This is a genomic window from Pseudomonas sp. CP-1 (assembly GCF_021213715.1).
In the GTDB taxonomy this organism is placed as follows: Bacteria; Pseudomonadota; Gammaproteobacteria; order Pseudomonadales; family Pseudomonadaceae; genus Pseudomonas; species Pseudomonas aeruginosa.
This window is the reverse complement of sequence record NZ_JAJQKY010000001.1, coordinates 345,890-367,037: the sequence shown is the minus strand read 5'-3', so window position 1 is coordinate 367,037 and position 21,148 is coordinate 345,890. Positions and strand designations below refer to the sequence as shown.

Here is a 21,148-nt window from a genome sequence, read left to right as displayed (position 1 = left end):
ATCGTGAATGTCAATCACAATACTGAATGAAAAGAGGAAAAATGACCAAGGACGCCACAACCAAAGGCACCAGCAGCAAAGATGTCGGCGCGGTAGTGAACGCCATTCAGATACTTCGCCACCTAGCCCACGCCGACGGACCGCAAGGCGTGGCCGCCATCGCTCGCGCCACCGGCATCAGCCCGAGCAGCGCCTTCAATATCCTGCGCACCCTGAGCAACGAACGGCTGACCTCCTTCGACGATGCGGGCAAGACCTACCAACTGGGCCTTGGCCTGTCGGAACTGGCCGTAGGATTCGTCGGACGCAGCTATGCCGACCTGATCCAGCCAGAGCTGGAGCGACTGAGCCTTGCCCACCACATCCTCATCGCCCTGTGGCAAGTCACCGACGATGCGCACATCCGCGTCATCGCCCTTGCCGCACCGCCCGTCGCCCACGTCAACGTCGCCGTCGGCACGCGCCTGCCGGAACTGGTCGGCGCCGCCGGGCGTTGCATTGCCGGCCTGCGCGAACTGCCGGAGGACGAACTGCGCCGCCGACTGACCCGCGTGCGCTGGGAAAATCCGCCGAGCTTCGAGCGCTACCAGGCCGAAGCGTCCGAGGCCGTCGAGCGCGGCTGGGCTATCGACCAGGAACACCTCTACCGCGGCGTGAGCATGGTCGCCAGCGCCATCACCGACCGCGACGGACAACCGCGCTTCGCCATCTCCGCGATCGGCATCAGCGCCCAGCACCAGCCCGACGACCTGGAACGGATCGGCACCAGCCTGCGGGATACCGCGCGCTTCGTGAGCCGCGCGCTATTTCCCCAGGGCGAGGCACTGAAGGAGAAATCCTGAAATGGCATTCAACCCATTGAAAGATTAGCCGGCCAGCCGTCATCGACCCTCGACGCCGGTACCATCCTTCAACCCGAGGACCGGCAGATAACGGAGAAAGCGCCAGAATCGCTTCAGCGTCACCCGGTCCCACGCTCGCAGCGGCACCGAGCGGAACAACTGCCAGGCATATCGCCCATCCTGGACAACAGCCTTCTTCAGTACCTTGTTCAGGATCAGTTGCCGGGCCCGGCGATAATTCGGGTGAGCCCGATAAGGCTCGATGGCTTGCATATCCGCCTCGTAATTGAGCTTGTACCTGCCGGACAGACCGCTTCCATGCCGGCGATAACGCCCCATGTAGGCCGGCAGTCGATGAATTTCATAGCCCTGCGCCGCGATCCTTAGGGTGATCTGGAAATCCTGCACGCGAATCAACGGGTCGAAGAAATCCGCCCGCTTCATCGCTTCCATGCGGTAGAGCGCCGTCAGCGGCATGACCACCAGGGTCTCGGCCAATGCTGCATCGAACCCCCAACGCTCCACACACCCCTCGCTGAAACCGTCTCGCGCCACTTCGTTACCAGCACTGTCGATACAGATATTGAAACCGCCCACGCACCCGACCTCGGGGTGCGCAAGCAAGTAGTCGACGCGCGTGTCGAGCGCTCCAGGCAGGAGAATGTCGTCCAGGTCGGGAGTCATCACGAACTCGCCCCGCGCATGACGCAAACCGTGATTGAGCGCGTCGCTCACCCCTCGGTTAGCCTGGCGGTAGAGCTGGAAACCGTGACGCTCGCGGAGCATGGCGAGACGCTCATAGGTGTCGTCCGTGGATCCGTCATCCACCACGATCAACTCGAGATTGGGATAGCCCTGCGCGTAGATGCTGGCGATCGCCTCGTCCAGATACTTCGAGATATTGAAACAGGCGCAAACGACGGAAACGAGCGGACGCATTTCTTCCTCCCCAGCCCCGGCTCCGGGACTCGGCACAAACCGATATCCTGGCTGTCCGCCGGAGGGAAACCGTGCCATGCAGCTCGGCCACACATCCGCGGCGCCTTCAAGCGCCGGGATACTAAGAAGAACCGCACCGACCATCGAAACCGGCAGGTCGCCCGACGCGGCGCCCGAAGGACAGAAAATCGGAAGCGGTGGAGAAATGCGCGCTCAGCGCACCCACGAAACCCAGGCAGAGCGGGACGACCACCCAGAGGAGAAGGAAGGGCAGAACCAAGGAAGGGCCCGCAGCATTCCTAGGAAAGCTGCACGACCTGGCCGGCACCCGAAACCATGGCACGGCTTTTTCGCCCGCCCGGCAGAGGGGATGCCCGAACGCTCGCCAGAAAAGACAAAGCCCCCGGAACGCCAGGCATTCCAGGGGCTTTGCTCATATGTAATGGCGGAGAGATAGGGATTTGAACCCTAGGAGCCATTGCTGACTCAACGGATTTCGAATCCGTCCCGTTCGACCACTCCGGCATCTCTCCGTGCGGCGCGCATGATACCAGCTTGTACGAAGAACGCGAAGCTTTCTTGAAGATTTTTTCGCGTTCTTTCAGATGGTTGCGCGCGTTAGGAGGTTAAAGCGGCACGCCCAGGCGCTTGGCTACCTCTTCGTAGGCTTCGATCACATCGCCGAGGCCCTGGCGGAAGCGGTCCTTGTCCATCTTCTTGCGGGTTTCCTTGTCCCACAGACGGCAGCCGTCCGGGCTAAACTCATCGCCGAGGACGATCTGGCCATGGAACAGGCCGAACTCCAGCTTGAAGTCCACCAGCAGCAGACCGGCGTCGTCGAACAGCTTGTTCAGCACTTCATTGACCTTGAAGGAATAGGTCTTCATCTGCGCCAGTTGCTCGGGAGTGGCCCAGCCGAAGGCCTGGACGTGGGATTCGTTGATGAACGGATCGCCCAGGGCGTCGTTCTTCAGGAACAACTCGAAGGTGGGAGGAGTCAGGGCGATGCCCTCTTCCACGCCGAGGCGACGCACCAGGCTACCGGCGGCGAAATTGCGCACCACGCACTCGACCGGGATCATGTCGAGCTTCTTCACCAGGCACTCGGTATCCGACAGCAGCTTGTCGAACTGGGTCGGAATGCCGGCAGCTTCCAGCTTCTGCATGATGAAGGCGTTGAACTTGTTGTTCACCGCGCCCTTGCGATCGAGCTGTTCGATGCGCTTGCCGTCGAAGGCGGAGGTGTCGTTGCGGAACAGCAGGATGAGACGATCGGCATCGTCGGTCTGGTAAACCGACTTGGCTTTGCCGCGGTAGAGTTCTTCGCGTTTTTCCATGATGGGCTCCGCTTACGGGTAATAGGGCCTAGGCGATCTCGCGCCAATCCAGGCCTGAATGCTGATCGGCCACCTGCAGCCAGCCCGGATCGCACCCGAGGGTGTCGACGAAGGTTTGCCGGGCCAGCTGCGGCGAGTTGTTCTTTTCGCTGAGATGGGCCAGCACCAGGTGCTGCATGCGGCCCCAATCCAGCTGCTTCACCAGCTCTGCGGACTGATGGTTGTTCAAGTGCCCTCGCGAACCGCCTACGCGGGCCTTGAGAAAATAGGGATACGGGCCACCGGCAAGCATCGTGCTGTCGTGGTTGGCCTCGACCACCAGAGCATCCACCGCACGATAGCACTCCAGCACCTCGGCCGTGGCCATTCCCAGATCGGTGAGCATGCCGAAGCGCCGCTGCCCGTCGGACAGCACGAACTGGGTAGGCTCGCGGGCGTCGTGCGAGACGCCAACCACCTGCACTTCCAGCCCGCGGATCGCCAGGCGCTGGCCGGCCCTCAACAGCTCGGCGGGGTGCACCGGGCGGCGCATGCCGCTCAGGGTACCCGCACTGAGATAGACCGGGATTTGGTAATGCCGCGCCAGCAGTTCGACGCCATGGATGTGATCGGCGTGTTCGTGCGTGACCAGGATCGCGTCCAGCTGCGCGGGGCTCAGCCCCAGGCGCGCCAGACGCTTGATGATTTCACGCAGCGGGAAGCCGCAATCGATCAGTATCCGGGTGTCAGAACTGCTCACCAAGGCCGAATTGCCCCGGCTTCCGCTGCCCAGAACCGCGAACCGCATTGCGCATGCTCTCCTGGAGTTTTTCCAGTACGTTTTGCGCGACATCGGCCGGCGCAGAGGTGTTGATGTCCTTGTCGACGGTGACCTGCACGGCGTCGCTGACGGTGGTCAGGCGGACCTGGTAGCGCTGCGCCTTGGCGTCTTCCTCTTCCTTGGTCTTCTCGCCGCCGCCGAACAGGCGACTGAAGAACCCGGGCTTGTCTTCGTCGGGCTTCTTCGCCCCTTCGGCGATGTTCACGTAGTACACGCCAAGGCTGCGGTTGAGGTCGTCGACGCGGATATCGGCGTTATCCAGGGCACGCCCGACGCTGACCCAGGAGCGGTCGAAGTCGGATTGCAAGGTCAGCACCGGGTTGCCGCTGCCGTCCTTGCTCAACTCGAAGGTGCCGGGCGTGTCGTAGATCGAGTTGGCTGCCAGCAGGGAGACCGAGCCGCCCTGCTCGGCGCTGCGCGCCATGCTCGCGACCATCTCGTCGAGCAGCGCCGCGTCGAGGCTCGGCGCCACCGACTTGCTCGGCCAGCTCGGGCTGCTGGTGTCACCGGCGGCGCGGGTCTGGCTGAGCACGTAGACCTCGCTGGTATTGCTTTGCACGCCGGGCTCGATACGCACCCGAACCCGTGCCTGGCCGTCCGGCTCGACACCGCTCACGCGGCTGCTAAGGCGGCGTGCCAGCGGTGCGGAAAGCTGCGACAGCGATTGCCAGTCGGAACTGAACTCGCCGGTCTGCGGGCGCTCGTCGGCGATGCGGAAACCGTTCTCCTCGAAGAACTGCCGGGCCACCGGCCAGACCTCCGCCGGCGGACGCTGGGCCACGACCCAGCGGCTATCACCGCTGCGCTGCAGGCTGTAGTCGCTGATGTCGCCGGCGTTGGCCAGCGGCTGCGGACGCGGAACCTCGTACTCACCCTCTTTTTCGTGGGTGGTGGCGACGTTCAGCGGAATCGGCAGCAGCGGATCGAGCGGCTTGCTGTGCACCCCTTCGGGCAATTGCATGGGAGGCGTTTCGCGGGCGCCGAGGTAGTCGTCACCGCGGTCGCGGAAATAGCCCTCCGGCCCCCACAGCCAGCCGCAGCCGGAAGTGTTGCCGATAACCAGGGCGAGGGCGGTCAGTCCAGCCAGTCGCTTCATTGCGTGGAGCTCCTTGATCAAGCCAATACGCCGGTCTGGCGCATGGCCTGACGCAGCGGCTCGTGGCAACGCGGGCTGAGCCAGGTCAGGGGCAGGCGGATGCCCTCGGGGATCAGACCCATCTCATGCAGGGCCCACTTCACCGGAATGGGGTTGGATTCGATGAACAACGCCTTGTGCAGCGGCATCAGGCGGTCGTTGATGGCGCGCGCGGCAGCGGCGTCGCCGCGCATGGCGGCGGCGCACAGGTCGCTCATGGCGCGCGGCGCGACGTTGGCGGTCACCGAGATGTTGCCCTTGCCACCCAGCAGCATCAGCTCGACGGCAGTGGCGTCGTCGCCGGAATAGACGAGGAAGTCCTTGCCGACGCGCTCGATGACTTCCTTGGCGCGTTGCAGGTCGCCGGTGGCCTCCTTGATGCCGATGATGTTCGGCACCTTGGACAGGCGCTCGACGGTCTCCGGAAGCATGTCGCAGGAGGTGCGGCCCGGTACGTTGTAGAGGATCTGCGGGATCGCAACGGCTTCGGCGATATGGCGGAAGTGCTGGTACATGCCTTCCTGGGTCGGCTTGTTGTAGTACGGCGTCACCAGCAGGCAGGCGTCGGCGCCGCCGCTTTTCGCGGCCTCGGTCAGCGCCACCGCCTCGCGGGTGGAGTTGGCGCCGGTGCCGGCGATCACCGGGATGCGGCCCTTGACCTGGTCGACCACGCGACGGATCACCTGGATGTGCTCTTCCACGTCCAGCGTGGCCGATTCACCGGTGGTGCCGACGGCGACGATGGCGTTGGTGCCTTCCTGCAGGTGGAAGTCCACCAGCTTGGCGAGGCTGTCCCAGTCCAGTCGACCCTGAGCATCGAAGGGGGTGACCAGTGCCACCATACTGCCCGCAATCATGCAACCGCTCCTGCCGCGAAATTAAAGCGGTAATGGTACTGTCGGCGGCAGGCCTTGCACAAGACGAGCGCCACCTCGTCGGAAGCCGCTGACAGGCGGCAGACGTTTCCCTCGGCGGCGCTTTTCGCTACCCTTCCCGCTTTAGGTACGGCCCGTGCCGCCAGCGTATTCCAGGAAAGTTGAATGTCCACCAGCCAACCCCGCGAACAATTCCTTCTGATCAGCGCCCTCGGCCCCAATCCGATGGAGCTGACCACCCTGCTCTGCCGCGCCTGCGTCGAGAGCCGCTGCGCCGTGGTCAGCAGCCGCCTGACCCGCCACGGAGAGTTCAGCGCCCTGGTGCTGCAGATCTCCGGAAGCTGGGATGCCCTCGCCCGCCTCGAGGGCAGCCTGCCGGCCCTCACCAAGCGCGGCGACATCACCCTCAGCATGACCCGCAGCAACGCCCACGTGACCCGCGCCCAGGCGTTGCCTTACGTGGCCTATGTCAGCGCGGTGTATCGCCCGGACATCCTCAACGAACTCTGCCAGTTCTTCATCGACCACAACATCGAGCTGGAGAACCTGACCTGCGACACCTACCAGGCGCCGCACACCAACACCACCATGCTCAACGCCACGATTACCGTGACGCTGCCCGCCGGCACCCAGATCAGCTGGCTGCGCGACCAGTTCCTGGACTTCGCCGACGCCCTGAACCTGGATGCCCTGATCGAACCCTGGCGCCCCCAACACCCCTGAGGAGCCGAGCCATGCCGGTCGCAATCGACAAACCCGTACCCGACTTCACCGCCCCCGCAACCAGCGGCAAGGAGGTGACCCTGTCCGCGCTGAAGGGCAAGCAGGTCGTCCTGTATTTCTACCCGAAGGACAGCACCCCCGGTTGCACCACCGAGGGCCAGGGCTTCCGCGACCAGTACGCGGCGTTCCAGAAGGCCAATACCGAGGTCTTCGGCATCTCCCGCGACGGCCTGAAGTCCCACGAGAACTTCAAGTGCAAACAGGAATTCCCCTTCGAGCTGATCAGCGACAAGGATGAAGCGGTCTGCCAGCTGTTCAACGTGATCAAGCTGAAGAAGCTCTACGGCAAGGAATACATGGGCGTCGACCGCAGCACCTTCCTGATCGATAGGGACGGCGTACTGCGCCAGGAGTGGCGCGGCGTGAAGGTGCCCGGGCATGTCGACGCGGTTCTCGCCGCCGCCCAGGCGCTCAACGGCGCCTGAGCCCCGCCCCGAAAAAAAAGGCCGCATCCGCGGCCTTTTTCATTTTTCATGCGGCCGATGCTATCGCGTGGCTGCCAGAGTCTCGGGAAGGTCCTTGGGCCAGGCATCCAGCACCGCTTTCACCAGGGTCGCCAGGGGGATCGCGAAGAACACGCCCCAGAAGCCCCAGAGCCCGCCGAACAGCAACACCGCGCAGATGATCGCCACCGGGTGCAGGTTCACCGCCTCGGAGAACAGCAGCGGCACCAGCACGTTGCCATCCAGCGCCTGGATGATCGCGTGGGCCACCATCAGATAGATGAACTGGTCGCCCCAACCCCACTGGAAGAAGGCGATCATCGCCACCGGTACGCTCACCACCACCGCGCCGATGTACGGCACCACCACCGACAGGCCGACCAGCAGGGCCAGCAGCGCTGCGTAGTTGAGCCCCAGGTAGGCGAAAGCGATGTAGGTCACCGCGCCGGTAATGACGATCTCGATGACCTTGCCGCGAATGTAATTGGCGATCTGCTGGTTCATCTCGGCCCAGACCTGTTTCATCAGCCCGCGCTCGCGCGGCAGGTAGCGGTGGAACCAGGTATGGAAGCGCTTCTTGTCCTTGAGGAAGAAGAACACCAGGATCGGCACCAGCACCAGGTAGATCATGACGTTCACCACCACCGGCAGGCTGGCCAGCGACGAGGTCAGCGCCCACTGGCCGATCTGGCCGAATTCGCCGCGCGCGGTCTCGATGGCCTTGAGCACCTGCTCTTCGCTGATCAGGCTGGGATAGCGCTCGGGCAGCATTAGCAGCACGCTCTGCCATTCGCCGAGCATCCGCGGCAGTTCGTTGAACAGGGTGAACAATTGCTGCCAGAGCAGCGGCAGCAGGACCACCAGGAACAGCGCCAGCAAGCCGAGGAACAGGCTGTAGACCAGCCACACGGCGAACAGGTGCGGCACCCGGAAGCGTTCCAGCATGCCGACCACGCCCTGGATCAGGAAGGCGATCACCATCGCCGCCAGTACCGGCGCGAGCATCCCGCCGAAGGCGAGGATGACGCTGAAGCCGAGCACCAGCATGATCGCCAGCACCACTGCCTCCTCGTCGGAGAAGTAGCGCTGCATCCAGTCGCGTAACACCTTGATCATCGGAAATCCTGAATCGGAACGGCGAAGGCTCCGCTAACGCTTGCGCAGCCAGTATCGATAGACGCCTTCGGCGGCCTCTTCGCGCAGCAGTTCATGGCCGGCGAGCTGGGCGAAGGCCCGGAAGTCTCGCTGCGACCCGGCATCGGTGGCGATCACCTTGAGCACCCCGCCGCTGGGCAGGCGGTTCAGCTCCAGCTTGGCCTTTAGCAGGGGCAGCGGACAATTGAGACCACTGGCATCCAGCTCCGCGTCACATACCAGGGGGGATGAATCGTTATCCGTCATGACAGCCTCTCCCGAAGGGCCGACAAGCATACCCAAGCCTATCCGCCGCTGGCCAGTTGAAACGGCGCTCGAAGTCCAACAGCTTCGGGTCTCGGGCAGATACCTAGGCAGTGCCGATAACCAACGGCTAAAGTAAGGCCTTTGCCAACCTGAGCCTCCTGCATGAATGTACTGCGCCCTGCCCTGTTGACGCTCGCCTGCATGCTCGCTTCGCCGGTCATGTCGGACGATCTGCCCTCCCTGGGCGACGCATCTTCCTCGATCGTTTCGCCGGAGCAGGAGTTCCAGCTGGGCCGCGCCTGGCTGAGCATGCTGCGCAACCAGGTCGATGCGATCTCCGACCCGCAGCTCAAGGACTTCGTCGAAAGCAGCGTCTACCGGCTGGCCGAAACCAGCGACCTGCAGGACCACCGGCTGGCCTTCATCCTCATCCGCGACGCACAGATCAACGCCTTCGCCGCGCCCGGCGGCGTGATCGGGGTCAACGGCGGGCTACTGCTCAACGCCCAGACCGAAGGCGAGTATGCCGCGGTGCTGGCCCACGAACTCGGCCACCTGATCCAGCGCCACTTCGCCCGCGGCATCGAGGCACAGCAGCGCATGCAACTGCCGGTGATGGCGGCGATGCTCGCCGGCATCGTCGCCGCAGCCGCCGGCGCAGGGGATGCGGGTATCGCGGCGATCGCCGGGACCCAGGCGGCGGCGATCCAGAACCAGTTGCGCTTTTCCCGGCAGAACGAGCAGGAAGCCGACCGCGTCGGCGTCACCAACATGGTTCGCGCCGGTTACGATCCGCGCTCGATGCCGAACATGTTCGAGCGCCTGGCGCGGCAGTATCGCTACGACGGCAAGCCGCCGGAGTTCCTCCTCACCCACCCGGTCACCGAATCGCGTATCGCCGACACCCGCAACCGCGCCGAACAGTATCCCCAGGGCGGCAAGGAAGACAGCCTGCGCTACCAGCAGATGCGCGCGCGCACTCAGTTGCTCTTCGAGGAGACCCCGGGGATGGCCGGCAAGCGCTTCCGCGCCATGCTCAACGACAATCCCAAGCTGGATGCCGCGCGCTACGGACTGGCCATCTCGCAGACGCGCATCGGCCAGCTCAACGATGCCCGTGACAACCTCAGGCAATTGCTGGCGAAGGCACCCAACGACGTCGCCTACAACCTGGCCCAGGTCGAGCTGGACATCACCGCCAACCGCCTGCCGGATGCCGACCAGCGGTTGAAGAAGATGCTCGCCCAGTTCCCCAGTAGCTACCCGCTGAAACAGGTGCGCGCCGACCTGATGCTGAAGATGAGCAAGCCGCAGGAATCGGAGAAGATCCTCGACGACCTGAGCAAGGCGCGGCCGCTGGACCCGGATGTCTGGAACCGCCTGGCCGAGGTGCGCAGCCTGACCAACAACGCCATCGGCGTGCACCAGGCCCGGGCCGAGTACCTGTCTCTGACCGGCGACTACCAGGCCGCCATCGAGCAGCTCGATTTCGCCAAGCGCCGCGCTGGCGGCAACTTCCAACTGGCTGCGCGACTCGACGCCCGCCAGCAGGAAATTCGCCAGCAGGAAAAGATGGTCAAGGAAATGTTCCGCTGAACGGCGTATCCGAGGAAAAACGCCCGGCGATGCTCGTCGAAACAGGGGGTTGGGCGAACAACCGCACCGCGCTTACTCGCCCTACGCAGCGGGACGCCCTCGCCAGGTTCAGGCGTTCCCGGCCTGGCGCAGGCGCGCGGCCTGGGTGAAGTCGAGCATGCGCTTGAGCGGACGGACCGCCCGCGGGATCAACGCCGGGTCGACGAAGATTTCCCCGCTGCCCTCGCGCAGGCAGGCCAGGGTCCGCTCGAGCGTGTTCATCGCCATCCACGGGCAGTGCGCGCAACTGCGGCAGGCGGCGCCGTTGCCGGCGGTGGGGGCCTCGATGAAATCCTTTTCCGGGCACAGCTGCTGCATCTTGTAGAAGATGCCGCGATCGGTGGCGACGATGAAGGTCTTGTTCGGCAGGGTCTGCGCGGCCTTGATCAACTGGCTGGTCGAGCCCACGGCATCGGCCAGCGCGACCACGCTTTCCGGCGATTCGGGGTGGACCAGGATGGCGGCGTCCGGGTAGAGCGCCTTCATGTCTTCCAGCTGCTTGGCCTTGAACTCCTCGTGGACGATGCAGGCGCCGTCCCAGAGCAGCATGTCGGCCCCCGTCTCGCGCTGGATGTAGCGTCCCAGGTGCTGGTCCGGTGCCCAGAGGATAGGCTCGCCGTTGTCCATCAGGTGTTCGACGATCTCCACCGCGCAACTGGAGGTCACGACCCAGTCGGCGCGTGCCTTCACCGCCGCGGAGGTGTTCGCATAGACCACCACGGTCCGTTCCGGGTGCTGGTCGCAGAATGCCGAGAACTCATCCACCGGGCAGCCCAGGTCGAGCGAGCAGGTCGCTTCGAGGGTCGGCATCAGCACGCGCTTCTCAGGGTTGAGGATCTTCGCCGTCTCGCCCATGAAGCGCACCCCGGCCACGACCACCGTCTGCGCCGGATGCTGGTTGCCGAAACGGGCCATCTCCAGCGAATCGGATACGCAACCGCCGGTCTCCTCGGCCAACGCCTGGATCACCGGATCGCAGTAGTAATGCGCCACCAGTACCGCGTTCTGCGCCTTCAGTTCGGCCGCGATCGCCGCGCGATGCTCGGCGCTCTCCTGCTCGCTCAACACGCGGGGTTGCTTGGCGGCCAGGTGGGCCTGGACCAGGAGTCGTTCGGAAATGTGCGTCATAGTCGCTACACCTGAAGGCGCAACAGCGCGTCTCTCGATTTTATACCCGGCGGCAGGCTGGACCGCCGGGAGCTGACGATTGCAGGTTTCGGGCACGGCACCCGCGACACCCTCGAGCGAAGCTCGGGGTATCCGCCTGCAAGGCCGCGGATTCTAACCGCATAGGTCGCGCCAGGGCCATCCCGGCGTCCGTACCGGCCTGGCCGGTGGCTACGCTAACAAAAGACATAGGTTTCGGTCGTTAGACCTACGCGACATAATTTTTTCGTTTCTTAGAACCGTCCCTAGCTCGGCTCGCTCCACGACCGAACACGACATGCCGGCATGCCAGCGTTAATACTTTGGTATTAGGCCCTTGGTATTAGCGTTAAATAACCGGTAAATATCCGGATTTTCTTTTCGTCGAATTTACGAGCAATATGAAACATATTTCGTTGAAATAAGCTCTTCTTTCACATAATTATAAAAATATCCTGAAACAGAGCCGTCATCCCTCACCTCCAAAACGACGACTCCCCGTGCCGTGCGCCCGCCGCGCAGAAAGCGAGCCGGCGGCCGATTCCACCCTCGCACGCCAGCCCTTGCGCTTCACTGACCGACGGGAGGTTTCCCCGATGAAAACGTCATCCAGAAGACAAGTTGAAACACTCGGGCGCTATCTATCGAGTCCTCGACGCTTCTTCCACAGTAGCGGCAACCTGACCCGATCAAGGGAAGCGGCACGCGCCACCCAATAAAAGGAATAAGGGATGCCTATTCATAACCTGAATCACGTGAACATGTTCCTCCAGGTCATCGCCTCCGGTTCGATTTCCTCCGCTGCGCGGATCCTGCGCAAGTCGCACACCGCGGTCAGCTCGGCGGTCAGCAACCTGGAAATCGACCTGTGCGTGGAGCTGGTCCGTCGGGACGGCTACAAGGTCGAACCCACCGAGCAGGCGCTTCGCCTGATCCCTTACATGCGCAGCCTGCTGAACTACCAGCAACTGATCGGCGACATCGCCTTCAATCTCAACAAGGGTCCGCGCAATCTCCGGGTGCTGCTGGACACCGCCATCCCGCCGTCGTTCTGCGATACGGTGAGCAGCGTACTGCTCGACGATTTCAACATGGTCAGCCTGATACGCACCTCGCCCGCCGACAGCCTGGCGACGATCAAGCAGGATAACGCGGAAATCGATATCGCCATCACCATCGACGAGGAACTGAAGATCTCCCGCTTCAACCAGTGCGTGCTCGGCTACACCAAGGCGTTCGTCGTCGCCCATCCGCAGCACCCGTTATGCAATGCCTCCCTGCACAGCATCGCGAGCCTGGCCAATTACCGGCAGATCAGCCTCGGCAGCCGCTCCGGGCAGCATTCGAACCTGCTGCGGCCGGTCAGCGACAAGGTGCTCTTCGTGGAAAACTTCGACGACATGCTGCGTCTGGTGGAAGCCGGCGTCGGATGGGGCATCGCGCCGCATTATTTCGTCGAGGAACGCCTGCGCAACGGTACCCTGGCAGTCCTCAGCGAACTCTACGAACCGGGCGGCATCGACACCAAGGTGTATTGCTACTACAACACCGCGCTGGAATCCGAGCGCAGCTTCCTGCGCTTTCTCGAAAGCGCCCGCCAGCGCCTGCGCGAACTCGGCCGCCAGCGTTTCGACGATGCGCCGGCCTGGCAACCGAGCATCGTCGAAACGGCGCAGCGCCGCTCAGGCCCGAAGGCGCTCGCGTACCGCCAGCGCGCCGCACCAGAGTAGAGCGTTCTCCAGCAGACGCTGGCCGTGGGTGGTGAGAATCGACTCGGGATGGAACTGCAAGCCCAGCTGTCGATTGCGCGGATCGGCCATCGCCATGATCTCACCATCGGCATCGGCCAGGCAGTCGAAACCTTCCGGCAGGCGACTGACCACCAGCGAGTGGTAGCGCGCGACGCGCAGGTCAGCGATGCCGTCGAACAGCGGGTGATGCTGATCGAAACGCAGGGACGTGCTCTTGCCATGCAGCGGTTTCCTCGCCTCGCCCACCGCGCCACCGGCGGCCAGCGCCAGCGCCTGGTGGCCGAGGCAGACGCCGAGCACCGGCAAGCGCCCGCGGGCCCAGGCGAGCAATTCCAGCATGCAGCCGGCGTCTTCCGGCCGACCCGGCCCCGGCGACAGCACCAGCAGTTCGCAACCGTCGGCCAGCAATGCCGCCTGGATCGTCGGCAACGGCGTATCGTTGCGCATCACCCGGACCTCCGCGCCGAGCAGGCAGAACTGCTCAACCAGGTTGTAGGTGAAGGAATCGAAGTTATCCAACAGCGTGATGCGCATCGCGCTCTCCCCTTTCGCGTTCGGCAGCGGCCACGGCGGTCAGCACCGCCAGCGCCTTGTTGCGGGTTTCCTCGGCCTCCAGCCGTGGATCCGAATCAAGCACCACGCCGGCGCCTGCCCGGACCCGCGCGATACCTTCGCGGACCTCGGCGGAGCGGATGACGATGCTGGTATCGAGGTTGCCGGCGCTGTCGAGAATGCCGATCGCGCCACCGTAGCTGCCGCGATAGCCATCCTCGTACTGCCGCAGCAACTGCATGGCACGGACCTTCGGCGCACCGACCAGGGTGCCCATGTTCAGGCAGGCACGGTAGGCATGCAGCGCATCCAGTTCGCCATGCAGTTCGCCAGCCACGCGCGAGACCAGGTGCATCACGTGGCTGTAGCGATCGACCTTGAGCATGTCGCGCACCTGCCGCGTACCGCTGCGGCAGACCCGCGCCAGATCGTTGCGCGCCAGGTCGACCAGCATCATGTGCTCGGCGATCTCCTTGGCGTCCAGGCGCAACTCCGCTTCCAGGCGATTGTCCAGTTCCGCATCGATGGCGCCCCGGGCATCGCGTCCGCGCGGGCGAGTGCCGGCGATGGGGTAGAGTTCCACCTCGCGACTCTCCGCGTCGTACTTCAATGCCGACTCCGGCGAAGCGCCGAACAGGCAGAAGTCCCCCGCATCGAGGAAGAAGCGGTACGGGCTGGGGTTGCGCAGGCACAACTGGCGATAGGCCCGCCAGGGGTCCGCGCACGGCATGCTGAAGCTGCGCGACGGTACGATCTGGAACACGTCGCCGGCCCTCACGTGGGCCTGCAGGCGCTCCACCTGGCGAGCAAAGCTCGCATCGTCCAGGTCGACCTGGTAGTTGCCGGCCCGTACGCCTGCCACCGGCGACTCGGAAGCCTCCTCCACGGCGCCATGGAATTCGTCGGCACACTGGCGCAGGCTGGCGGCCAACCGGTCGTGCCCGGCCGGATCGTGGACGAACGCCTGCAGCGAAGTCCGGCGCGCCAGGTGATCGATATCCAGCAGCAACTCCGGCACCAGGAACAGGTAGTCCGGGCAATGCCGCGCAGGTTCGGCCGGCGCCGGCAAGGGTTCGAACTGCTCGGCCAGGTCAAAACTGAACAGGCCGCCCAGCAGCGCAGGCTCCTCCGCGTCGCCCAGCGTTCCGAGCACGCGGCGCAGCGCCTCCAGGCTGGACAGGCCATGCAGGCGTCGCCACTCGTCCGCCTGCGACTCTTCCTGGGGGAAGCGCCAGTGCAGGGTGTCGCCGTCACGCAAGCAGGTGACCTGGGCCGGACAGGCCTCGCTCAACGGTGCCAGCAAGGCGCGTCCGTTGGCGTTCAACGCCCGCAGCACTACATCGCGCCCCCAGCACTCGATGCGCAGGCAGCTGGAAAGGATCGCCACGCTACGCCGCGCAGCCTTGCTGTCCACGTCGAAGCAGTCGAACAGCATCCGGTTGGCGCCGGCCATGCGCCAGATCGACAGCGCCTCCGGCACCAGCGTGCGGTACTCCAGACTTTCTTCCAGTCGATAGCCAACCCCGCTCACGAGCCATCTCCCCGCGCCCATGGACGACTGGCCTGCGCGACGCTAGCGCGCAACGGCATGTTCATCATCGATAACCCCCTTTTCCCCCAATTGCGACCGCTGCCGTCGGCGGCGATCGCCGCAATGGATGTCCCGCCTCAGTCCAGAGGCAGCGCCTGGCGGGAGAGAATCTCCAGCATCCGGCGCATGCTCCCCAGGTGCAGTTCGCCGGGCAGGAAGTCGACGCTCTGCCCACCCCAGGCGCGGTGCAGCTCCTCGCTCAGTTCGTCGAGGGACTCGCCCATGGACTGGCGCCAGAGCAACCGCCGGCACAGGCGCAGACACTCGGTATAGGCCGACTCGGCCCCATCCGCGGCCAGCCGCCCCCGCAGCAGGCCGCCGTGTCCCGGGATCAGTTGCAGCAGGGTCGGCAGACGCTGCAGACGTTCCAGGGACTCCAGGTAAGCCTCCATGTCGTCGAACACCAGCGGCCGCCACACCCCCTCTGCCTCGTCGAACTCGCCCAGGGCATCGCCGCAGAACAGGCGTCGGCGTCGCACGTCGTAGAAAACCACGTGATCGTCGCTGTGGCCGTGGGCCTCTATGACCTGCAGGCGATGCCGCGGTCCCAGCTCCAGCCACTCGCCGTCGGCCACCGCGCGAACCGGCAGAGCGTCCCAGGCACAGGCCTCGGGCAACCGCTGCTCCGCACGCAACAGTTGCCGGTTCAAGCGCTCGACCACCCGCACCGCGCTTTCCGACTTCCAGGCCTGGCAGGTCCGCTCGGACGCCAGGACCTGTACGTTCGGCAGCCGCGGACACAGGTAGGGCAGCAGGCCGCAGTGGTCATAGTGCTTGTGGGTGATCAGCCAGTAGTGCACCTGGGACGGGTCGGCGACCCAGCGGCACAGGTCCGCCCAAACCAATTCGGCATCCCGGCTGATCCCTCCTTCAACCAGCGCCCAGCTCGCCTCACCGAGACGCAGCAGAAACACCGGCACCTGGACGTCCCCCAACAGGCACAGGTCATCATCCAGTTGACCGGGAGCCGAAAGCCTCAACATGGCCGGTTCACCTCCTCAGGTTTACGGTACAGCGCCGCGCCCCAGGTCGCGCCGGAACCGTAGGTCAGGACCAGCACCCGCTGTCCGGGCTGGATGTCCGGCCAGAACATCACCAGCGTGACCGGGGTCGAGGCCGAAGCCATGTTGCCCAGACGATCCACGGTCACCGCGAACTTGTGCTGGGGAATGCCCAGTTGCTCCTGCACCGCATCGAGGATGCGCAGGTTCGGTTGATGGCAGATCACATGGTCGATGTCGTCCAAGGTCAGCTCATGGGCCACGAGCATTTCGCCGGCGATCCGTACCAGGGTCTGGCTGGCATGCTCGAACATCGGCCGGCCGCGCATGAGGAACTCGCCCCCGCCCTCGCGCAGGACGTTCTCGTCGAGGAAGGTCGGCGAGGCACTACCCGGCGCCGCGGTCATCAGCAGGTCGAAGTAGTTGCCGTCGGCGCCCAGGCGCAGGTCCAGCAGTCCGTCTTCGAGACTCTCGCCGGCGCTGACCACCACCGCGCCGGCACCGTCGCCGAGCAGGATCGACAGGTTGCGGCCGCGGTCCGAACAGTCCATGCGCTTGGACAGCACCTCGCCGCAGACCACCAGGACATGCCGTGCCAGCCCGGCGAGGATCTGCCCGCGAGCCATCTGCAAGCCGTACAGCAACCCGCTGCACTGTGCCCGGATATCCAGCACCGGGATGTGCCGCAGGCCCAGCAGCGGCTGGATCAGGCAGGCCTGGGACGGGTCGTGGTGGTCCGGCGACAGGGTGTTCACCAGCAACAGGTCGATGTCCTCCGGCAGCAGCCCGGCAGCCTCGATGGCCTGGCGCGCCGCCGGTACCATCAGCGCGCTGACCGCCTGTTCCGGCTCGACGTGATAGCGGGTGCGTACGCCGGTGCGTTCAACGATGAACTCATCCGACGTGTTGATGCGCCCTACCAGGTCATGATTGCTGACCTGGCGTTTCGGCAGGCTGAAACCCAGCCCGGCCAGGATCGGATTACCCATGTACAGCCCTCCTCGGACACCGTGGTTCAACATGGCTATGCCTCAGCACACCAGCACCTCGCCCAATTGCCAGACCTGGGCGGCGAAACCCCAGCCGGTGGCTGCGCCGGCCATGACGATACGATCGCCGGGGCGGATCTTGCCCTCGCGCAGGCCGGTCATCAGGGTGTACGGGATGGAAACGGAGATCATCACGCCGGTATCGCCCATCGTCAGTTGGTACTGCTCCGGACGGGCACCGATGCCCTCGGCCCAGGCTTTGACCAGGAACGGCGCTGGCTGGTGGAAGACGAAATAATCGATGTCATCGCTGCCCAGGCCGGCCTTTTCCAACGCCCGGCGCATCGCGATCGGCACGTTGGTCGGGACGAAGCTGGCCATCTTGTTCTGGCCGTCGCTGAACAACGAGAAATACAGCCGCGGCTTGGCCTCGCCGGTCGGGTTTTCCGGCAGGCGCCAGCGACCGGTGGCCACTTCATAGAACGTGGCGTCGCTGTGTTCGGCCGAAGCCAGCAGATCGCAGCTGTCGTCGTCGCCGCGGGTCAGCAGGGCCACCGCGCAGCCATCGGCGAACAGGGTCGAGGTACGCGAGGTGAAGTCGAGCAGGTTGGAGATGTACTCGCTGCACACCACCAGCACTTTCTCGGCCTTGCCCTGGCGGATCATGCTCGCTGCCAGGCGCAGGTTGAGCAGGAAGCTGGCGCACTCCATCTGCGAATCCAATGGCAGCGCCCGGCTCAGGCCGAGCTGCTTGGACAGCACGTTGGCCATGCGCGGATAGAGACGCCCGCGCAGGTCCGGCAGGACATCGCCGGCGTCGGTCATGATCGGCGAGGAAGCCGAACAGATCAGCATGTCCACGCTATCCGGCGCGGTATCGCTGCTGCGCAGCAGGCGCTCGGCGGCCCGGACCACCAGGCTGAACTCGTTCTCACCGTTCCGCGGGTCGAAATAGCCCCGCCGATTGACGCCCCAGAATTGCCACCAGGACTCGCTGAGGTCCGGTACCGCAGCGAACACCGGATCGTCGTTTTCGTAGCTGCGAGCCGGAAGTTCACAGGTGATCGCTGCCAGTTTGACCTTATGCATGAGCTTCTCCCGCCAGTTCCAGGGTCACGCCCTCCACCACCATGCCGAACGGATCGAAGCTGATCAGCAGCAGTTCATCCAGACGGTCGCGCTGTGCCGCGCGCAGTTGCGACGCCAGCTCGAACGGCCCCAGGCAACGACCATCGGGCCGTCCCTGGCCGAACCATTCCTCGCGCACCCAGTTCAGTTGCGGGAAGTCCCCGGCCAGACGGGTGAATCCGGCGCGTACCGCTTCGGGCAATCCAGGTTGGGCCGGCAGGTTGAGGTGCCCCTTGACGTCGCCTACCTGGCGAATATCGGTATTCAGCGGAATGCTCAGCGGCAGCCATTCCTGCGCCGGATCACCGCCCAGCGCACCGCGACGGAACGCGGCCTTGCCGGTCGGCCGGCAGAGCAGCGCCAGGGCGCCGTCGGCAAGGGCGAAGCCGGACTCGCTGTCCACTTCCAATCCCTGGCTGGATTCGCCGCGCACGACCAGGACGTTGCGATAGCCCTGGTCGCTGGCGAGGGTATCGACCACGTAGAGGGCGCGAGCCAGGCTCGAGTCGGTGAGGTCGAAGACATGCGCGCGATTCGCGCCGAGGACCTTCTGCAACGGATGGCCGATCTTCGGCGCCATGATGTCGCGGTTCTCGATCAGATGGTCGGGAGACAGGGCGAGGCCGACGATCAGGTCGATCTCCTCGGGCTTGACCGCCGCCTCGTCCAGGGCTTCGCGAACCGCCGGCAGCAAGCGCTGCATCAGCATCTCGTCGCCCTGGGCGCGAGGGCGTTCGCCTCCCAGCGGCCCCTCCAGACACACATAGGATGGGGGCAGGTTCACCCCCACAGCCTGAATCAACATGCCCGTTCCTCCGGAAGGTTGTCGTGATAAAGGGTGTCGGCCAGGTGGCGCAGCTCGGCGCGCGCCAACTTGCCGTTGTCGTTGCGCGGCAAGGCCGGCAGCACATGCAATTGGCTAGGCAGCATGTGCGAGGGAATCTGTTCGGCGAGATGCTGGTCGATACGCTGCGCCAGCAGGATCTGGTTGTCGTCCAGCGGAGTGGCCAGGGTGACGAACAGGGTCGGACGCAAGCCGTCGTGCAGCCGGCAGGTAGGAACCAGAACCGCCTCGCTCACTTCCGGCAGATGACGGCAGATCGCCTGCTCGACCTGGGTCGGCACCACCCAGCGGCCATTCACCTTGAACAGATCGTCTTCCCGCCCACAGTGGCGGTAGGCACCCGACTCGTCGCGCTCGAACAGGTCGCCGGTGCGATACCAGCCACCTGCGAAGCGCGCCTGCTGCTCTTCGCTGGCCCGCCAGTAACCCGGACTCAGCCCAGGGCCACGCACCAACAGCACGCCTTGCTGGCCCGCTTCCTCGATAGTGTGTCCTTCGCGGTCCACCAGCCGGCACTCATAGCCAGGCAACGGCAGCCCGGTGCTGTCGGCACGCGCCTGCCCCCGGCGGTTGGCGAGGAACACATGGCCGACCTCGGTAGCCCCGATGCCGTCGCAGATCTCCAGCCCGTGCGCGGCCCAGAATTCGAACTCGCCGCGCGGCAGCGGCGAGCCGGCGGAAAACGCCAGGCGCACGCTGCTCAACAGCTCCCTGGCCTGCGCACGCAGCGAGGCATAGATGGCTGGCACCCCAAACAGGACCCAGGGGCGGAAGGCGACCAGGTTCTCCAGGACCCGCTCCGGGCTCGGCCAGGTATCGTCGAGCAGCGCCGAGGCTCCGCTGAACCAGGGAAAGAACAGGCTGTTGCCCATGCCATAGCCGAAGAACATCTTGGGAATCGAATACAGCCGGTCCCCCGCCTGCAATGCCAGCAGCTCCGTAGCGAACGCCCGACAGAATCCGAGCGTGTTGCGCAGGCTGTGCATCACCCCCTTGGGCGCCCCGGTGGAACCCGAGGTGTATTGCAGGAAACAGGCTGCCGCCGGGTCCTGGCGATGGAAGGCACTCCAATCGAGGTCCGCAGGACCGACCAGCGCGTCCAGCGAGAAATCGTCGAGCAAAGGGCGACCGGCGGCCGCACGCAGGGTCAACGGCGCCAAAGGACCGCTCAGCGACGGTGCATCGGCTTCACGTACCACCAGGCTGGCCTGGCAGTCGGCAGCGATATCGGCCAGGGCCTGCTCGCGGGACTTGGGATTGATCACGGCGGGAATGGCGCCGACCGCGATGCAGGCCAGGAACAGGCAGGCCAGCGAAGGTGAGTCGTTCAACGCCAGCACCACGCGATCGCCGGGCTTGAGCAGGCGGGCCAGTTGGCTGGCCTGGGAGAGAATGTAGGTCCGGCATTGCAGCCGGCTGAGAGTCTGGCCCCGATAGTGATAAACGGCGGTATCGGGATCGAAATCGAGGCGGAACAGAACCTCGGTCAGGTTGGCCAATGTGGACATGACAGAACGTTCCCTCTTCAGCGATATGCATCCGGATCAGGAGATACCTGAGCCAGAGCGCTTGCTTTGTCAGGAACGGGAAACTAGCGGCGCTGGGCGAAGCGCGATATTCGGAGTCCGAACGAAAAAGTTTCGGGGAGAAGAACCACGGGCTTCGTAGGCCGCGACAATCGGCGCGATCCAAACCGCGAGAAATTTGGCACACCCACCGGGCTGCGCGGGATCCGAGAACGGCAACCAAGCAAGAAGGGCGGCAGCCTCTTTACGCAAGAGCCCCATCGGCCAGACAAAAACCGTTACAACCCTTGCTCGAGGCCGCGTCCGAACCCATGAGATGGCAAACCAATGACAACCCACTTTGCTCGGCAAATCGCCTCCCAGATCTCACAGTTCGAGGCGCTCGGCCTGGGCTCCACGGGGGCGACGGC

At 64.7% G+C, this 21,148-nt stretch carries 20 protein-coding genes and 1 tRNA gene; 5 read left to right on the top strand and 16 right to left on the bottom strand.

The genetic code is table 11. The features are described 5' to 3' along the window. The first annotated feature begins 41 nt into the window (after window positions 1-41). Window positions 42-842 (top strand): IclR family transcriptional regulator, encoded by an 801-nt coding sequence (locus LT948_RS01770; RefSeq protein WP_003108626.1) that lies wholly within the window; start codon window positions 42-44, stop codon window positions 840-842. 39 nt (window positions 843-881) lie between these two features. Here the strand turns inward: LT948_RS01770 and wapB are convergent, their stop codons facing one another. From wapB to dapA, 6 genes are all read right to left on the bottom strand, one after another. Continuing rightward, window positions 882-1,874, bottom strand: a complete 993-nt coding sequence (gene wapB, locus LT948_RS01765; RefSeq protein ID WP_073657354.1) for a 1,2-glucosyltransferase WapB — start codon at window positions 1,872-1,874, stop codon at window positions 882-884. A 350-nt stretch (window positions 1,875-2,224) separates the two neighbouring features. Then, window positions 2,225-2,314 (bottom strand) — tRNA-Ser (locus LT948_RS01760). A gap of 93 nt (window positions 2,315-2,407) precedes the next feature. Beyond that, window positions 2,408-3,118, bottom strand: coding sequence for a phosphoribosylaminoimidazolesuccinocarboxamide synthase (purC, locus tag LT948_RS01755; RefSeq protein WP_003108622.1), 711 nt, complete (start codon window positions 3,116-3,118; stop codon window positions 2,408-2,410). 28 nt (window positions 3,119-3,146) lie between these two features. Continuing rightward, on the bottom strand, window positions 3,147-3,905 hold the full coding sequence (locus LT948_RS01750) for an MBL fold metallo-hydrolase (protein WP_003123205.1): 759 nt from the start codon (window positions 3,903-3,905) through the stop codon (window positions 3,147-3,149). Then, the gene (bamC, locus tag LT948_RS01745; protein ID WP_003086271.1) at window positions 3,844-5,034 is read right to left on the bottom strand and encodes an outer membrane protein assembly factor BamC; all 1,191 of its coding nucleotides are present in this window, start codon (window positions 5,032-5,034) and stop codon (window positions 3,844-3,846) included. Before bamC ends, LT948_RS01750 begins: the two co-directional genes overlap by 62 nt. A gap of 17 nt (window positions 5,035-5,051) precedes the next feature. Beyond that, window positions 5,052-5,930, bottom strand: a complete 879-nt coding sequence (gene dapA, locus LT948_RS01740) for a 4-hydroxy-tetrahydrodipicolinate synthase (RefSeq protein ID WP_003086270.1) — start codon at window positions 5,928-5,930, stop codon at window positions 5,052-5,054. Between the two features lie 183 nt (window positions 5,931-6,113). On the opposite strand from dapA, the gene LT948_RS01735 reads away from it, so the two are divergent. Together LT948_RS01735 and LT948_RS01730 are read left to right on the top strand one after the other, a co-directional pair. Beyond that, entirely contained in the window at window positions 6,114-6,671 is a 558-nt protein-coding gene (locus LT948_RS01735) for a glycine cleavage system protein R (protein ID WP_003086267.1), read from the top strand. 11 nt (window positions 6,672-6,682) lie between these two features. Next, window positions 6,683-7,156: a peroxiredoxin gene (locus LT948_RS01730; RefSeq protein ID WP_033995864.1), complete on the top strand. Its 474-nt coding sequence runs from the start codon at window positions 6,683-6,685 to the stop codon at window positions 7,154-7,156. Window positions 7,157-7,216: 60 nt separating this feature from the next. Here the strand turns inward: LT948_RS01730 and LT948_RS01725 are convergent, their stop codons facing one another. Then, a complete protein-coding gene (locus LT948_RS01725; protein WP_003086260.1) occupies window positions 7,217-8,290 on the bottom strand; it encodes an AI-2E family transporter in 1,074 nt (357 codons plus the stop codon). Window positions 8,291-8,323: 33 nt separating this feature from the next. After that, the gene (locus LT948_RS01720) at window positions 8,324-8,575 is read right to left on the bottom strand and encodes a sulfurtransferase TusA family protein (RefSeq protein ID WP_003086258.1); all 252 of its coding nucleotides are present in this window, start codon (window positions 8,573-8,575) and stop codon (window positions 8,324-8,326) included. Between the two features lie 162 nt (window positions 8,576-8,737). Between LT948_RS01720 and LT948_RS01715 the strand changes: the two genes are divergently transcribed. Further along, window positions 8,738-10,171, top strand: coding sequence for a tetratricopeptide repeat protein (locus LT948_RS01715; RefSeq protein ID WP_003086256.1), 1,434 nt, complete (start codon window positions 8,738-8,740; stop codon window positions 10,169-10,171). Between the two features lie 108 nt (window positions 10,172-10,279). Here the strand turns inward: LT948_RS01715 and nadA are convergent, their stop codons facing one another. Continuing rightward, a complete protein-coding gene (gene nadA / locus LT948_RS01710) occupies window positions 10,280-11,338 on the bottom strand; it encodes a quinolinate synthase NadA (RefSeq protein ID WP_003086254.1) in 1,059 nt (352 codons plus the stop codon). Between the two features lie 749 nt (window positions 11,339-12,087). Here nadA and mvfR point away from each other — a divergent pair. Beyond that, the gene (gene mvfR / locus LT948_RS01705) at window positions 12,088-13,086 is read left to right on the top strand and encodes a multiple virulence factor transcriptional regulator MvfR (RefSeq protein WP_003108614.1); all 999 of its coding nucleotides are present in this window, start codon (window positions 12,088-12,090) and stop codon (window positions 13,084-13,086) included. Here the strand turns inward: mvfR and phnB are convergent. The 7 genes from phnB to pqsA form a co-directional block, all read right to left on the bottom strand. Further along, window positions 13,039-13,641 (bottom strand): anthranilate synthase component II, encoded by a 603-nt coding sequence (gene phnB, locus LT948_RS01700; RefSeq protein WP_003086250.1) that lies wholly within the window; start codon window positions 13,639-13,641, stop codon window positions 13,039-13,041. The genes mvfR and phnB overlap by 48 nt on opposite strands. Continuing rightward, window positions 13,619-15,211: an anthranilate synthase component 1 gene (locus LT948_RS01695; protein WP_003140752.1), complete on the bottom strand. Its 1,593-nt coding sequence runs from the start codon at window positions 15,209-15,211 to the stop codon at window positions 13,619-13,621. The genes phnB and LT948_RS01695 overlap by 23 nt, the downstream gene beginning before the upstream one ends. Window positions 15,212-15,327: 116 nt before the next feature. Next, the gene (gene pqsE, locus LT948_RS01690; RefSeq protein ID WP_003086247.1) at window positions 15,328-16,233 is read right to left on the bottom strand and encodes a 2-aminobenzoylacetyl-CoA thioesterase PqsE; all 906 of its coding nucleotides are present in this window, start codon (window positions 16,231-16,233) and stop codon (window positions 15,328-15,330) included. Further along, window positions 16,227-17,240 (bottom strand): anthraniloyl-CoA anthraniloyltransferase, encoded by a 1,014-nt coding sequence (gene pqsD / locus LT948_RS01685; protein ID WP_031636493.1) that lies wholly within the window; start codon window positions 17,238-17,240, stop codon window positions 16,227-16,229. Before pqsD ends, pqsE begins: the two co-directional genes overlap by 7 nt. 42 nt (window positions 17,241-17,282) lie before the next feature. After that, complete coding sequence (pqsC, locus tag LT948_RS01680) at window positions 17,283-18,329, bottom strand: 2-heptyl-4(1H)-quinolone synthase subunit PqsC (protein WP_003108612.1); 1,047 nt, start codon at window positions 18,327-18,329, stop codon at window positions 17,283-17,285. Then, window positions 18,322-19,173, bottom strand: a complete 852-nt coding sequence (gene pqsB, locus LT948_RS01675) for a 2-heptyl-4(1H)-quinolone synthase subunit PqsB (protein WP_003108611.1) — start codon at window positions 19,171-19,173, stop codon at window positions 18,322-18,324. Before pqsB ends, pqsC begins: the two co-directional genes overlap by 8 nt. After that, window positions 19,167-20,720: an anthranilate--CoA ligase gene (gene pqsA / locus LT948_RS01670; RefSeq protein WP_103119289.1), complete on the bottom strand. Its 1,554-nt coding sequence runs from the start codon at window positions 20,718-20,720 to the stop codon at window positions 19,167-19,169. The genes pqsB and pqsA overlap by 7 nt, the downstream gene beginning before the upstream one ends. Between the last annotated feature and the right edge of the window lie 428 nt (window positions 20,721-21,148).

What these genes read in the sequence shown, in the direction of transcription:
- LT948_RS01770 (WP_003108626.1), top strand. Translation starts at nt 42, where the DNA reads ATGACCAAGGACGCCACAACCAAAGGCACCAGCAGCAAAGATGTCGGC.
- purC (WP_003108622.1), bottom strand. Translation starts at nt 3,118, where the DNA reads ATGGAAAAACGCGAAGAACTCTACCGCGGCAAAGCCAAGTCGGTTTAC.
- LT948_RS01750 (WP_003123205.1), bottom strand. Translation starts at nt 3,905, where the DNA reads ATGCGGTTCGCGGTTCTGGGCAGCGGAAGCCGGGGCAATTCGGCCTTG.
- bamC (WP_003086271.1), bottom strand. Translation starts at nt 5,034, where the DNA reads ATGAAGCGACTGGCTGGACTGACCGCCCTCGCCCTGGTTATCGGCAAC.
- dapA (WP_003086270.1), bottom strand. Translation starts at nt 5,930, where the DNA reads ATGATTGCGGGCAGTATGGTGGCACTGGTCACCCCCTTCGATGCTCAG.
- LT948_RS01735 (WP_003086267.1), top strand. Translation starts at nt 6,114, where the DNA reads ATGTCCACCAGCCAACCCCGCGAACAATTCCTTCTGATCAGCGCCCTC.
- LT948_RS01730 (WP_033995864.1), top strand. Translation starts at nt 6,683, where the DNA reads ATGCCGGTCGCAATCGACAAACCCGTACCCGACTTCACCGCCCCCGCA.
- LT948_RS01725 (WP_003086260.1), bottom strand. Translation starts at nt 8,290, where the DNA reads ATGATCAAGGTGTTACGCGACTGGATGCAGCGCTACTTCTCCGACGAG.
- LT948_RS01720 (WP_003086258.1), bottom strand. Translation starts at nt 8,575, where the DNA reads ATGACGGATAACGATTCATCCCCCCTGGTATGTGACGCGGAGCTGGAT.
- LT948_RS01715 (WP_003086256.1), top strand. Translation starts at nt 8,738, where the DNA reads ATGAATGTACTGCGCCCTGCCCTGTTGACGCTCGCCTGCATGCTCGCT.
- nadA (WP_003086254.1), bottom strand. Translation starts at nt 11,338, where the DNA reads ATGACGCACATTTCCGAACGACTCCTGGTCCAGGCCCACCTGGCCGCC.
- mvfR (WP_003108614.1), top strand. Translation starts at nt 12,088, where the DNA reads ATGCCTATTCATAACCTGAATCACGTGAACATGTTCCTCCAGGTCATC.
- phnB (WP_003086250.1), bottom strand. Translation starts at nt 13,641, where the DNA reads ATGCGCATCACGCTGTTGGATAACTTCGATTCCTTCACCTACAACCTG.
- LT948_RS01695 (WP_003140752.1), bottom strand. Translation starts at nt 15,211, where the DNA reads ATGGGCGCGGGGAGATGGCTCGTGAGCGGGGTTGGCTATCGACTGGAA.
- pqsE (WP_003086247.1), bottom strand. Translation starts at nt 16,233, where the DNA reads ATGTTGAGGCTTTCGGCTCCCGGTCAACTGGATGATGACCTGTGCCTG.
- pqsD (WP_031636493.1), bottom strand. Translation starts at nt 17,240, where the DNA reads ATGGGTAATCCGATCCTGGCCGGGCTGGGTTTCAGCCTGCCGAAACGC.
- pqsC (WP_003108612.1), bottom strand. Translation starts at nt 18,329, where the DNA reads ATGCATAAGGTCAAACTGGCAGCGATCACCTGTGAACTTCCGGCTCGC.
- pqsB (WP_003108611.1), bottom strand. Translation starts at nt 19,173, where the DNA reads ATGTTGATTCAGGCTGTGGGGGTGAACCTGCCCCCATCCTATGTGTGT.
- pqsA (WP_103119289.1), bottom strand. Translation starts at nt 20,720, where the DNA reads ATGTCCACATTGGCCAACCTGACCGAGGTTCTGTTCCGCCTCGATTTC.